Origin of the sequence: Vibrio sp. 2CM40D (assembly GCF_023161825.1) — a bacterium.
Taxonomy (GTDB): Bacteria; Pseudomonadota; Gammaproteobacteria; order Enterobacterales; family Vibrionaceae; genus Vibrio; species Vibrio alginolyticus.
In genome coordinates, this window is record NZ_JALNTL010000004.1 from 506,472 (window position 1) to 520,654 (window position 14,183).

General features: G+C 46.6%; 11 protein-coding genes. 9 read left to right on the plus strand and 2 right to left on the minus strand.

Features of this window, described 5'->3' with window-relative positions; translation table 11 throughout:
* Nucleotides 1-231: 231 nt before the first annotated feature.
* Both MTF70_RS12075 and MTF70_RS12080 read right to left on the minus strand, forming a co-directional pair.
* Complete coding sequence (locus MTF70_RS12075) at nt 232-1,707, minus strand: Na+/H+ antiporter NhaC family protein (protein WP_005377816.1); 1,476 nt, start codon at nt 1,705-1,707, stop codon at nt 232-234.
* Between the two features lie 18 nt (nt 1,708-1,725).
* Nucleotides 1,726-3,069, minus strand: coding sequence for a glutamine synthetase family protein (locus MTF70_RS12080; RefSeq protein WP_005377815.1), 1,344 nt, complete (start codon nt 3,067-3,069; stop codon nt 1,726-1,728).
* 340 nt (nt 3,070-3,409) lie between these two features.
* Between MTF70_RS12080 and MTF70_RS12085 the strand changes: the two genes are divergently transcribed.
* The 9 genes from MTF70_RS12085 to MTF70_RS12125 all read left to right on the plus strand — a co-directional run bounded on the left by MTF70_RS12085 (nt 3,410) and on the right by MTF70_RS12125 (nt 14,156).
* Complete coding sequence (locus tag MTF70_RS12085; RefSeq protein ID WP_205460929.1) at nt 3,410-4,156, plus strand: gamma-glutamyl-gamma-aminobutyrate hydrolase family protein; 747 nt, start codon at nt 3,410-3,412, stop codon at nt 4,154-4,156.
* A gap of 18 nt (nt 4,157-4,174) precedes the next feature.
* Complete coding sequence (gene puuR, locus MTF70_RS12090; protein WP_005377813.1) at nt 4,175-4,732, plus strand: HTH-type transcriptional regulator PuuR; 558 nt, start codon at nt 4,175-4,177, stop codon at nt 4,730-4,732.
* A 35-nt stretch (nt 4,733-4,767) separates the two neighbouring features.
* Nucleotides 4,768-6,252 (plus strand): aldehyde dehydrogenase, encoded by a 1,485-nt coding sequence (locus MTF70_RS12095; protein WP_205460930.1) that lies wholly within the window; start codon nt 4,768-4,770, stop codon nt 6,250-6,252.
* A gap of 37 nt (nt 6,253-6,289) precedes the next feature.
* Nucleotides 6,290-7,567, plus strand: coding sequence for an FAD-binding oxidoreductase (locus tag MTF70_RS12100; RefSeq protein ID WP_193837422.1), 1,278 nt, complete (start codon nt 6,290-6,292; stop codon nt 7,565-7,567).
* 17 nt (nt 7,568-7,584) lie between these two features.
* A complete protein-coding gene (aguB, locus tag MTF70_RS12105) occupies nt 7,585-8,451 on the plus strand; it encodes an N-carbamoylputrescine amidase (protein ID WP_047100674.1) in 867 nt (288 codons plus the stop codon).
* Between the two features lie 12 nt (nt 8,452-8,463).
* On the plus strand, nt 8,464-9,546 hold the full coding sequence (gene aguA / locus MTF70_RS12110) for an agmatine deiminase (protein ID WP_017633979.1): 1,083 nt from the start codon (nt 8,464-8,466) through the stop codon (nt 9,544-9,546).
* A gap of 54 nt (nt 9,547-9,600) precedes the next feature.
* Nucleotides 9,601-11,028 carry an NAD-dependent succinate-semialdehyde dehydrogenase gene (locus MTF70_RS12115; RefSeq protein WP_017633980.1) on the plus strand — a complete coding sequence of 476 codons (1,428 nt, stop codon included), beginning with the start codon at nt 9,601-9,603 and terminating at the stop codon, nt 11,026-11,028.
* 14 nt (nt 11,029-11,042) lie between these two features.
* Nucleotides 11,043-12,314 (plus strand): 4-aminobutyrate--2-oxoglutarate transaminase, encoded by a 1,272-nt coding sequence (gene gabT, locus MTF70_RS12120; protein WP_025766730.1) that lies wholly within the window; start codon nt 11,043-11,045, stop codon nt 12,312-12,314.
* 345 nt (nt 12,315-12,659) lie between these two features.
* Nucleotides 12,660-14,156 carry an EAL domain-containing protein gene (locus MTF70_RS12125; protein WP_025766729.1) on the plus strand — a complete coding sequence of 499 codons (1,497 nt, stop codon included), beginning with the start codon at nt 12,660-12,662 and terminating at the stop codon, nt 14,154-14,156.
* Nucleotides 14,157-14,183 lie beyond the last annotated feature (27 nt).

Sequence of the window (14,183 nt, forward strand, 5' to 3'; positions counted from 1 at the left end):
ACTGTATTAAGGCGGCATTTTAGTTACTCAAAAGCTGCCTTGCTGCACAATAAACGCTTCGCTAAGCGTAAACCAAAAATATTAGGTTTACCAAACCCTTATTGAGTGCAGTTGTATATCTTTGAGTATTTTTATACTGAACGGGCGTAAAGTAGTTTTAAGAGGATCATTTGACTTGATAGAACAAAACCCCGCTATTTTTGAGCAGGGTTTTGCAATTAGATAAAGGGGCTAACCGATGATGAAGAAGAAAATCGCGGTTGCAACAATACCAATCAACGCATAAGGAAACTGTGTGGTTGCGTGTTGCATTGCTGTACAGCCTGAACCTTGTGCAGATAACACGGTTGAGTCACTAAAGAAACAAGAGTGGCTCCCTGCCGCTGATGCTGAAAGCAGCGCTGCAACGGTTAAGTGTAGAGGCACACCAAGCTGTTCGCCCAAAGGTAGAACAATTGGCATCGCTACTGCAAACGTTCCCCAAGACGATGCCGTTGCAAATACCAACGCGCCCGTAATCATAAAGATAATCGCAGGGAAGTAAGACGCTGACAGGTAAGGGCTGACGGTCTCAATGACATACTGCGTGACGCCCAATGAGTCGTTGACCGATTTCAACATGAAACCACCAATAACGGTCGCAAGCGGCAGTAGCATAACTTTAATGCCATCATAAACAGCTTCGAACATGTCGTTCATCGAGATCAGTTTTTGTGCGCCGTAAAAGCTAATAGTAAAGATTAACGCGACGAAAACACCAGCAAGTAGATCGATACCAAAATACCAACTTGCGGCAACAAGTACGATCATTGGTAACAAGAAGTTGACAAGGCCCATGGTTGGGTTGGTATGTGCAGATACATCGGGACCAAAGTCGACATCTGTTGCACCGTCTGGACGAACTTGACCATTCTTCGCACGCTTTTCTGCCTTTTTCATCGCACCTAGATCTGGGATCTTTTCCATTGCAACCAGCAAAACAATCACCAGCGTTACCCAGCCGTAAGCCATGTATGGAATAGCTTCAATGTATGCTTTGATACCATCTCCCGCTTCTGCTACTCCGTTTGCTTCTAGCAACGAACTGAAGAAAATTGCCCAAGTGGAAATCGGTACGAGGATACAGATAGGTGCGGCGGTTGAATCCACAAGATATGAGAGCTTTTCACGCGAGATTTGGTAGCCGTCCGTAACTTTTTTCATTGAGGAAGAAATTGCAATCGCATTCAAATAATCGTCGATAAAGATCAGAATACCTAAAGCAAAGGTCATCAGCATCGATTGCTTACGGCTTTTTACTTTCGTGACTAGCATGTCGGAGAAGCTTAAGATACTGCCGCCTTTCTCCAAAATAGCAATTAGGCCGCCCATCAAACCACAAACGAGGATGATCCAAGCAATAGTTTCATCCATCATTACACTCATGGAAATATCAACAATCTGTTCTACCGCTTCAGTTGGGTTAAGCAGAAGAACACCGGCAATAGCGCCGCTAAAGAGGGCTTCCACTGTTCGGTGTGTTGTCAGCGCAAAGACCAATACCAACGCCGTTGGTAAAAGACTCATCCATCCGTAGGCTTCGCCTTCCTCATGGTTCAAACCGATTGTGGTAAAAAAGACAAACGTCGCAACCGAGATTAAAGAAACAATAATGTGTTGAGAGTTGATTTTAAGAGGCGCATCCAGCGCCTTGGTCTGCGTAGTCATAAAGTTCATTTCCTTTGTTTATGCCGAGTGCAACATCCAGTCGATTTCCAATGGAGTAATCGCTCGCTCAAATTCTGCGAGTTCACTCTGTTTGCAAGCTAGATACAAATCGATAAAATCTCTTGAGATGTATTGAGCTAGCTCACTGTGCTCCAGTCGCTCTAGAGCTTCTGACATACGCAGAGGTAACTCAATTGCATCATCACTGAGAGTCGGTGGACATTGATCTTTGGTGTAGCTTTCACTCGCTAATACTGCGGAAAGTACTACTGCAGCGAGAATGTATGGGTTAACGTCAGCGCCTGCTATACGATGCTCTATACGGCGATTTTTGCTATCGCTGATAGGCACACGCAACGCAACACCGCGGTGGTTTTCTCCCCAATCGGCTTTGGTCGGGACGTAAGCGCCAGGAACAAAGCGACGGTAAGAGTTAACGTTAGGACAGATTAGGGCCATGGCATCGGATGTTTGTGACAGCATCGCTGCCATGGTTTGATAGAAGAAGGCGCTCGCTTGACCGTCTGATTGGCTAAAGTGGTTGTTACCATCTGTATCAACCAAGCTGAGATGAATGTGCATGCCATTACCCGCTTGCTCACTAAAAGGTTTCGCCATAAATGTGGCGTCAAATCCGTGCTGATGAGCGACCTGGCGAATCAAGCGTTTTGCGATGATGATTTCATCACATGCTCGAAGTACATCTTTAGAATGGTTGAAGTTGATTTCGAACTGCCCTGGTGCCGATTCAGATAGGGCTCCGGAAGTGTTTAAACCTTGTTCTAATGCAATTCGATTAAGGTCGGCCAAGAAATCAGCGTAGTCATCTAGTCCATCAAGGTCGTAAACCTCGGTATCTTTTTCTCGAGTTTTTTTCGTGGGGTTAATTGCCGTTAATGGTTCGCCATTTTCGCCGCGGGTTTTGTCTATTAAATAGAACTCCAGCTCGAGCGCGACACAAGGATATTGGTCTTTAGCATGCAGTGTTTGCAATATAGAAGCGAGAATGTTTCGGATGAACAGTGGGTTAGGGTGCTGCCCGGTTTCATCCATCATACTAAGCAGTAGCTGACCAACTTGTTCTTTTGCCGTCGGCATTAAGGTGCCGCTGATTGGATAGCAGAGATTATCTGGCTCTCCGAGATCTTCTCCCAACCCGGCCGTTTCAACGACGTTACCTTTGGTATCTAGGGTGATGGTCGAAAGGGGGAGGGCAACACCTTTATTCAGTTTTTCTAGAGCATCTATCGGGATGCGTTTTCCTCTTGGGGTGGCATTTATATCGGTAAAGATGAGATCGATAAATTCAATATCGGGCCATTTTTGTTTAAAATTTTGTACTTCCTGTAGATACGATTCCATTTTCTTCTCCAAATAGCCTGACGAGTAGAAATTAGAAATAACCAAATTAACAAATAAATTACAGCACTCTGAGCGAGTTGTTTGTTTTTTAGGTTATTTTTAATTTAAACATGTACTTACACTGTGTTTTTGATGTTTAACGGCTGGTTTTTATGTCTTTCTGTTAACTATTTTGTAACAGTTGATTTTGTTTTGTTCAATATAATGAGCATAAATATTCAGTTTTGAAGCCTAAAAAGTGCTTCAGATCACGTTGTGACGATAATAATGGTCATCTGTGTTGATAATTTTGTACATGGTTTGTAGTGTTTGTGTTAAATAAATTGAACACGGACATATCATGGCAGATACACACAAACCCATCATTGGTGTGGTTAGCTGCGCTAAAGAGTTGGGTGGCTATCAGATACAAGCGGTCAACGACTTTTACCTTCGCGCCATAAAGGATTTTGGAGGACTACCGATTATGTTGGCTCCCGACATGTCGGGCGATGACGTAACCACCATCCTAGACATATGTGATGGTTTTCTTTTTCCTGGCAGCCACTCTAACGTTGCGCCACATCGATACAATGCAACGCACGAAGAGAGCTACAAAGATGAAGCTCGTGATGAGCTCTCATTCACGTTAATTCGTCATGCGGTTGACCAAAACATTCCGTGCCTTGGTATTTGCCGCGGCTTTCAAGAGATGAATGTCGCACTCGGTGGCTCGTTAAACCCAGCCGTTCATGACTCCGGCTTCAATGACCATCGTGAAGCGCCTGTTGAAGATTTCGAACAAAAATACGCGCCAGTACACGCTGTGCTAGTTCAAAAGCAGAGCTTATTTGAACAATGGCTGGTGCAAAATCATTGGGAAAATACCACCTTCTTTGAAGTGAACACACTACACAACCAAGGCGTCGATCAGCTTGCTCCTCTATTACAAGTAGAAGCTAAAGCCCCGGATGGCTTGGTAGAAGCATTTAGTCTTCCTAATCAAAAATTTTTCGTTGGCGTGCAGTGGCACCCAGAATGGGAAGCAAAAACCAATCATTTCTCTCAAATTTTGTTCAATGAATTTATGATGGCTACCTCTCGTTAAACGTTTGGAGCTGTATGAATGGACAATCAAGAGATTGGTAAAAATATTGTTCAGTTACGAAAAAAACATGGATTGTCACAAAGGGAACTAGCCGAGCGCGCTGGTATTACCCACAGTGCAATCTCATCCATTGAAAATGGCAAAGTGAGCCCGTCGGTCAGCTCACTACAAAAAATCGTTAATGTATTTTCTTTATCGTTATCAGAGTTTTTCACTTTTGAACAACCTTCGAACGATGAAGTGAAAGTAGTCATCAAACCGTCAGATCTTGTGGAAATCGGGAGCGAGACGGTGTCCATGAAACTGGTAACGAATGGCGACAAAGATCAAGTCATCGGATTCTTGATCGAGGAATATGCACCTTATGGAACCACTGGTGCAGCAGAAATCAAACACGAAGGCGAAGAGATTGGCACCGTATTAGAGGGTGAAATCACTCTGGAATATAAAGGGCAATCTCATGTCATAACAGCGGGCGAGTCGTACATTATTGATACGACGAAGCCCCATCGATTTACAAATCACACAGACAAGGCTTGTCGAATGATAAGTGCGCATACGCCAACCACATTTTAGTGGGGGCTTGCCTTGTGTGATCACAAGGAGAGCGTATGAAAACCCAAGAGCAATGGATTGAACTAAAAAACAATCTAAACATCGAAAACAGGGCGTACATTAACGGTGAATACAGTGCCGCTTTAACAGGGCAAACCATCCCGGTAGTTAACCCAGCAACAGATGAGATATTCACCGAAATCGCCCGTTGCCAAAATGAAGATGTTGATCTCGCGGTTTCATACGCTCGCCAAGCATTTCAATCCGGTCAGTGGAGCGAGAGCAGCCCAGCTCATCGCAAAGCAGTGCTTAAACAGTTTGCTGACTTGATTGATCAAAACCAAGAAGAATTGGCTCTGCTAGAAACGCTTGATACCGGTAAGCCTATCTCTCACAGCTTCTCTACCGATATTCCTGGCGCGGCGAGTGCATTACGCTGGTACGCAGAAGCAATCGACAAAGTATACGGCGAAGTTGCCCCAACCGAAAAAGATGTACACGCTTTTATTTCTCATCAACCAATTGGTGTGGTTGCTGCGGTTGTACCGTGGAACTTCCCCCTTTGGCTTGCGTGCTGGAAGCTTGGTCCTGCTTTAGCCGCTGGTAACAGCGTGATTCTAAAACCGTCAGAAAAATCTTCTCTCACCGCGATATTTCTAGGTCAACTTGCTTCTCAAGCGGGCTTACCAACAGGCGTTTTCCAAGTCGTTACGGGTTTTGGTCATGAAGCTGGCGACGCGCTGGCGAAACACCAAGACGTAGACTGCATCGCCTTCACAGGCTCGACGCGTATTGCAGGCCAACTGATGGTCAGATCGGGTGAGAGCAACCTAAAGCGCGTGTTTGCAGAAGCGGGCGGCAAGAACGCGAACATCGTGTTTGAAGATTGTGATGATTTAGATCGCGCAGCAGCAGAAACCGCCGCAGGGTGTTTCTACAACCAAGGTGAGGTGTGCGTCGCGGCAACCCGCCTGCTTGTTCACGAAAGCATCAAAGATCAGTTCTTAGAAAAAGTTATTCAAGCGTCGAAAGCGTTCACGCCAAAAGACCCAATGGACCCAAGTTCATCCATGGGAGCGCTTATCGATCAAGATCATAAATCAAAAGTGTTGGAATACATCTCGTTAGGTGAATCAGAAGGTGCAAACGTACGTTGTGGCGGCGATGTCGATGGGCAAGGTGCATTTGTTTCCCCAACCATTTTAGACAACGTCGACAACAAGATGCGTGTCGCTCAGGAGGAAATTTTTGGTCCGGTGCTGTGTGTCATTCCATTCAAAGACGAAGCGCAAGCAATTGAGATCGCTAACGATTCGAAGTACGGCTTAGGTGCTGCACTTTGGAGCAGCAATATCAACCGCGTTCATCGCGTAGCAAAACGACTGCAAGCCGGCTCGGTTTGGGTCAACAACTACAACGAAGGTGACATGACGGTCCCATTTGGCGGATTCAAAATGAGCGGAAATGGTCGAGACAAGTCTCTCCACGCGATTGCAAAATTCACCGAAACCAAAACCACTTGGATTCGCCTCCATCCTTAAGCCTGCTGACGATTACGATAAATAAAGGAATAGTTCTATGAACAAGCATACGGATTCGTTCTACGCGCACTCTGTGCCAAACATGCCGGAATACCCACAGTTGCAAAACGACATCGAGTGCGATGTGTGTGTAGTCGGTGCGGGATTTTCTGGTCTTTCTTCTGCACTACACCTTGCAGAAAAAGGTTTTAAAGTTGTTGTGCTAGAAAGCGCAAAAGTGGGCTTTGGAGCAACTGGTCGTAACGGTGGCCAAATCGTTAACAGCTACAGCCGAGATGTTGACGTGATTGAAAGCCGTTACGACCAAAACCAAGCCAAAGCTCTGTGCGATATGATTTTTGAAGGCGGCGATATCATCCGTGGTCTGATCGACAAATACGACATCAACTGTGATTACAAGCAAGGCGGCTTGTTCACGGCACTGAACAGTAAACAACTCAAAGGGCTAGAAGAACATAAGAAGAACTGGGAGCGTTACGGCAACGACCAACTGACTCTGCTTGACGCAGGAGAAGTAGAACAAGCGGTAGGGACCAAAGTGTACACTGGTGGCTTGTTGGATATGCGCGGTGGTCACATTCACCCGCTTAAACTCGCGTTAGGTGAAGCCGCTGCGTTTATTTCTCTGGGTGGCCAAATCTTCGAACAGTCGGCGGTCGTATCGATTGACAAAGGGATTAACCCAGTAGTGAAAACAGCGCAAGGCAGCGTGAAGAGCAAGTACGTGGTTTTGGCAGGTAACGCCTACCTTGGTGGTTTGGCACCAAACATCAGCAATAAAGCGATCCCGTGCGGCACACAAGTGGTGGCGACTCAGCCTTTGAGTGATGAGCAGCTAAAACAAGTGCTGACTAGCGACTACTGCGTTGAAGACTGTAACTACTTGCTTGACTACTTCCGCTTAACCGCCGACAAGCGTTTGTTGTTCGGAGGTGGTGTGGTTTACGGAGCACGTGACCCAGAAAACATCGAAGCACTGATCCGTCCGAAGATGGAGAAAGTCTTCCCACAATTGAGAGGCATCAAGATTGATTACACCTGGACAGGTAACTTCTTGCTGACTTACTCACGCATGCCGCAATTTGGCTCGTTTGCAGACAACATTTACTACCTACAAGGCTACAGCGGTCACGGTGTAACGTGTACTCACCTAGCAGGTAAGTTGCTGGCCGAAGCTCTGACCGGACACGCAGAACGCTTTGACGCGTTTGCTGCACTGAAACATTACTCCTTCCCGGGGGGCCGCCACTTCCAAATTCCGTTTACGGCAATGGGCGCGGCTTACTATAACCTACGTGACAAACTGGCGATTTAAGAGATAAGGAATATCCAATGAGCAAAGTAGTGAAATTTGCAGCCCTTCAACTGACGAAAAGCTGGGATCTGGAAGATAACTTAGCCAAAGCAAAAAAGGCGATTCGTGAAGCAGCACAAAACGGTGCGAACGTGATTCTTCCGCAAGAGCTGTTCGCTGCGCCTTACTTCTGCAAAAAACAAGAAGCAAAGTATTTCGAGCTTGCAGAAGAAACGGAGAATTGTCGTCTTATTAAAGAGATGAGTGCGTTGGCTAAAGAGCTCGGCGTGGTGATTCCTGTCAGCTACTTTGAAAAAGCGGGCAATACGTTTTTTAACTCGCTAGTAATGATAGATGCCGATGGCACGGTACTAGATAACTACCGCAAGTCACACATTCCTGACGGCCCGGGCTACAGCGAGAAGTACTACTTTAGCCCTGGCGATACCGGTTTCAAAGTGTGGCAAACCAAGTTCGGTAAGTTCGGTGCTGGCATTTGCTGGGACCAATGGTTTCCAGAGCTTGCACGCAGCTTGGCTCTGCACGGCGCGGAAGCGATTTTTTACCCAACTGCAATCGGTTCTGAGCCTCAAGATCCGACACTGGATTCACGTGACCACTGGCAACGTACAATGCAAGGTCACTCGGCAGCAAACCTCGTTCCAGTGATTGCGTCAAACCGAGTGGGCACTGAAGTCGATGATGGTATCGAGACGACGTTCTACGGCTCTTCTTTTATCACTGACCACACTGGTGCAAAAATTGCCGAAGCACCGCGTCAAGGTGAAACCATCATTTACGCAGAAATCGACCTAGCTACGACAGCGAAAGCGCGTCACGCATGGGGCTTGTTCCGCGACCGTCGTCCAGACCTTTACACCAGCGTTGGCAAACTAGCCGTTTAAAGAGGCGTTAAAATGAAGTTATCGACAACACCAGCGCAGGATGGCTTCTATTTTCCGGCTGAGTTTCAGCCGGTTAGTGAAGTTTGGCTAGCGTGGCCAGAAAGGAAAGACAATTGGCGTGATGACGCATTACCCGCGCAAGAAACCTTCGCCAGAATCGCGAACTTAATCGCGGAAGTGACCAAAGTGTGTGTGGCGGTGTGCTCGCACAACTTTGACCGAGCGCGTCAAATGCTTCACTCAGATGTACGTTTGGTGGAAATCCCATTTAACGATGCGTGGATGCGAGACATCGGGCCGACCGTGCTTGTTAACCAAGCGGGCGAGCGCCGTGGGATTAGTTGGCAATTCAACGCGTGGGGCGGCGAATACAACGGCCTTTACGACAACTGGCAGCAGGACGATCTTGTCGCTGGTTCGGTGTGCGACATCATCGGTATTGATCATTACCGCGCACCGTTTGTACTTGAAGGTGGGGCGATTCACACCGATGGTGAAGGCACCCTTTACACCACAGAAGAGTGCTTACTTAGTCCGGGGCGAAATCCACAGTTGAGCAAAGCGCAAATTGAAGAGCAGTTAAAGGCGTATCTCGGTATCGAAAAAGTCATTTGGTTGCCAAATGGTTTATTCAATGACGAAACAGACGGCCATGTTGACAACCTGATGCACGTTATCGCTCCGGGTAAGGTGGTACTGAGTTGGACCGATGACCCAAGTGATCCGCAATACGCGTTATCTCGTCAAGCGGAACAAGTACTGAAATCTCAGCACGATGCGAAAGGGCGCAATATTGAAATTGTCCGTTTGCCATTACCGGGTCCGTTGCATTACAGCGAGCGCGAAGCCAATGGCATTGACGCCAGTTCGGGAATGAGTCGACAAGCTGGCGAACGCCTAAGTGCCTCTTATGCGAACTTTCTTATCGTCAACGAGCATGTGTTCTTGCCGATGCTGGACGAAGAGACCGACGCTATGGCGATCGATATTTTGCAAAACGCGATGCCGGAATACCAAATCATCGCGATACCGTCGAGAGAGGTTCTACTCGGCGGAGGGAACATTCACTGTATTACGCAGCAGATCCCTGCTTAAACATGAACTCGCCGCTGGCTTAGCGGCGATGATGAGTTGTCAAAAGGAATGACCATGCAACAGATACAAAACCAAAGCCTTGTTTCGTTTATGGTAGCGAATCCACAACAGGGCATTGCAGTGACTAATCCGGCGACCGGAGAACTCCTCGGGTACGCACCAGTTTCAACCGAAAACGACATTTTAAATGGCATTGAACGTGCCAGTGTGGCGCAGAAAGAGTGGGCGGCACTGCCAGCAAAAATGCGTGCTGGCATGCTCAATCGTTGGTTCCAACTCCTGTTAGAAAACAAAGCCGACCTTGGCCGTTTGATGACGTTAGAGCAAGGTAAGCCGCTAGCGGAAGCTCAAGGTGAAGTGCTTTACGGCGCGAGCTTTATCGAATGGTTTGCTGAAGAAGCGAAGCGTACCTACGGTGAGACGATTCCTGCGCCAAGTGCGGACAAGCGTTTGGTGACCATCAAACAGCCAATTGGTGTCGCCTGTGCGATTACACCTTGGAACTTCCCAATTGCGATGATCACGCGCAAAGCAGGGCCAGCTTTAGCAGCAGGCTGTAGCTTTGTGGTAAAACCATCTGAATCTACGCCGCTGTCTGCGTTTGCGGTTGCAGAGCTTGCCTATCAAGCGGGTATCCCACGCGATGTGCTGCAAGTGGTATTGGGGGAAAACTCCCGTCAGGTCGGTGCTATCTTCACTTCACACCCGTTGATTCGTAAGTTGTCTTTCACTGGCTCTACTCAAGTCGGTAGCGTGCTGATGCAGCAAAGCGCGGCTGACATCAAACGTACCTCAATGGAGCTCGGTGGCAACGCGCCATTTATCGTATTCGATGATGCGGATATTGATGCAGCTGTGGCAGGCGCGATGGCGTCGAAATTCCGTAACGCAGGTCAAACGTGTGTTTGTGCGAACCGTTTCTATGTACACAGCAAAGTGTATGACGAATTCGTTGCTAAGTTTGACGCTGCGGTTCAGCAGCTCAAAGTTGGTAACGGATTGGAAGAGGGGGTCAACATTGGTCCAGTGATCAGCGAGTCAGCGAAGCAAGGCATTCAGACGCTTATTGATGGTGCTATCGAGCAAGGCGCGAAGCCGGTTTCAGAGCTTAAAAAGCTCGATGGTCTATTTATGCAGCCAGTGGTTCTCAAAGACGTTACTCACGACATGAAGATTGTTTCCGAGGAAATCTTTGGCCCTGTCGCGCCAGTGATTCGTTTTGACAGCGACGAACAGCTAGTCGAAATGGCGAACGACACCATCTACGGTCTCGCGTCGTACTTCTACAGCCAAAACATTCACCGTGTTTGGAAAATCGCAGAAGCGCTCGAATACGGCATGGTCGGCATTAACGAAGGTATGATCTCTACTGAAGTGGCTCCTTTCGGTGGTGTTAAGCAGTCCGGTATCGGACGTGAAGGTGCAAAACAAGGTATCGATGAATACATGGACGTGAAATATCTCTGCTTTGGCGGCAACTAATTAAGGACAAAACAATGACAAACCAACAACTACACGAAAGAAGAAGCCAAGTTATCGCTCAAGGTATGGGCGCACTGTACCCACTTTACGTCGAGAAAGCAGAAAACGCTTACGTATGGGATATTGAAGGCAATAAATACATCGACTTTGCAGCGGGCATCGCGGTAACTAACACCGGGCATTCTCACAAGCGCATTAGCGAAGCGGTAAAAGCTCAGCTGGACAATTTCTCACACACGTGTGCGATGGTTACGCCATACGCGTCATTCGTAGAGCTGGCTGAAAAGCTGACAGAACTTGCACCGGGTGAGACTAAGAAGAAAGCGATCTTTCTAACCACTGGCGCCGAGGCGGTCGAAAACGCAGTGAAAGTAGCGCGCGCTCATACTGGTCGTAGCGGCGTGATAGCGTTCAAAGGCGGCTTTCACGGTCGCACAAATATGACGATGGGGTTAACCGGTAAAGTAGCGCCGTACAAAGCAGGTTTTGGTCCTTTCCCGAATGAAATCTACCACGCGCCGTACCCAAATGCGTTCCACGGCATCAGCATTGAGCAAAGCTTACAAGCGATCGACGACCTATTTGCGTGCGATATTGAACCTTCACGCGTTGCGGCGATCATCTTCGAGCCAGTACAAGGCGAGGGCGGCTTCTACAAAGCACCTGAAGCGTTTGCACAAGGCTTGCGTCAGCTGTGTGATAAGCACGGTATTATGCTGATTGCCGATGAAATCCAAACGGGTTTTGCTCGTACCGGTAAAATGTTTGCAACAGAATACCTAGGCATTGAACCTGACCTAATGACAATGGCGAAAGGCATTGCTGGTGGTTTCCCAATCTCAGCGGTAGTTGGGAAAGCGGATGTGATGGATTCTGCACTACCTGGTGGTTTAGGTGGCACTTATGCGGGCTCGCCACTTGGCTGTGTTGCTGGTCTTGAAGTACTGAAAATTATCGAAGAAGAAGACTTGTGTGCTAAAGCAATGGGTATCGGTGAAGTGGTCAATGCTCGTATGACAAAACTGCAACAGTCAGTGCCTGCTATCGGTGAAATCCGTACTACAGGTGCGATGATGGCGATTGAATTTACTGATCCTGAAACGGGTGAGCCGCTACAAGAGATGACCAAAGCGGTGATTTCTAAAGCGCAAGAAAATGGTCTGATTTTGCTTTCTTGTGGGGTAAAAGCGAACGTGATTCGCTTGTTGCCGCCGCTAACCATTGAGCCTGAAGTGCTTAGTGAAGGTTTAGATAAGTTGGAAAAAGTGATTCTTGAAGTGGCGTAATTCACGCGCTTTTAAATAGCAATAACAAATCAAGGAAGCGGTTGGTATCAATCGTTTCCTTTTTGTTTTTTAGCGTATCTGCTGCCTATCTAAAAAGTATTGCTCAAGCTCCAAGTCGTCACTTTTATTACGGATGACTTAACAATTGGGCTCGTTCTTACTTTCCACTTAGTCGCTACTTTGTTCTCCTCGAATGTGGTTTGGTGCTCACATTCTAAATCCCGACATCTGAAAGCCACTTGAGTCTATAATTTTATTGAGCGTCATTCCTCACTTTTTGGACTATAAAAATGAGATAGTATTCATATCCCACTTAGGTTGCTTGACAGATTAGCAGGACGAACTTTGATAACAAAGAATACAAGGTATGCCATTTTACTCGGCTTAGTTCCCATCGCCATATTTGTAGTGGCCTTTCATTCGATAACCAACTTTTACGTCAACTCGGTAAAAGCGTCGAAAATAGATGCTTACGTAGATTATTTAAATCAAAGGTCTGCCTATTTGGACGGAGCAATAGTGAAGCAGATTGCTCAGTTAGATTTTACTTGTAGTGATAGTGATGTAAGAACTTTACGCGACCCACGTTTTTATAACCGTTACATTCGTTTTATTGCGATGACCACAGAAGGCGGAAAAACGTGTTCCACGGTTGGTAGTGAAGTGTCTCGCCCATCTAGTAGTGAACGATTTCAGATGGATGAAAACTTTTTCGCATCACTTATTTTGCCGCAACAGAATGACCAAATAGAGTGGATGGTCATTTATGATAATGAACACGTTGAAGTCTTCTGGGTACTTGATAACAGTTGGGTTAACGAGGTAATAAAAACGCCTTGCAAAGACTGCCTATTTGTAGAGTTTAAGTATGATGAACCAATATTTGGTGATTTAACGATAAGCCGTGGCAAAGCGAATATTGCAGGAGAAGAAAACGCACTGTCAAAAGAGTTTTTCTTTTCAGGAGATTCTCAAGCCAACATGCTCATAAAGATATACAGCGGTGAAAAACTTAAACATTATGCTCAGGAAAGAGTACTTTTGTGGGGCGGTCTTGTAAGTGTGCTTGCTGGTCTTGTGACTGCCTTTGCATACATATCTGGTAAAAGCTTGAGAAAATCCATTACAGGTCTAATTGAAAATGGGATTAGTAATACAGAATTTATTCCTTACTACCAGGCGATTGTCGATAGTCGCGATGGTAAGACAGTAGGATATGAAGCTCTGATTCGATGGTCGCGACGTGATGGAATGGTGCCACCAAATATGTTTATTGGTGCTGCAGAAGAAAGTGGCCTGATTATCCCGATGACCAATCAGCTCATTCGTAAAATCATACAAGACTTAAGTGACTTGCCCGAGCATACGTGGGTCAGCATCAATATTGTTTCCTCCCATTTAGAGTCAGGCGTATTAACGAAGTTGCTGTCGGAGTTAAATTGGCCAATCTCGAATAGAATTCATTTTGAGTTGACCGAGAGAATACCAGTAAAAGACACTGAGGCCGCGAAAAAAGAGATTTTGTATTTAACGAATAAAGGCTACAAGTTCAAAATTGACGATTTTGGTACCGGATATGGTGGCTTTTCTTACCTACAAGATTTGGGCATCCGGTGTGTAAAAGTGGATAAGATGTTCATTGATCCAATAGGATCTGACGATCAAAAGTTGAAAGTGCTGGACTCAATTGTGTCTGCAGCGAACAAAGCGGAATGTGAGATGATTGCAGAAGGTGTAGAGAGCCAGGCTCAAGTCGAATATCTGGCTCAGCATGCGATTTACCTTATTCAAGGTTATGTTTACGCTAAACCAGAGCCCCTGACTAACCTTGCAAGCGCTTAACAGCCATAACGTCATAACATCCCGCTT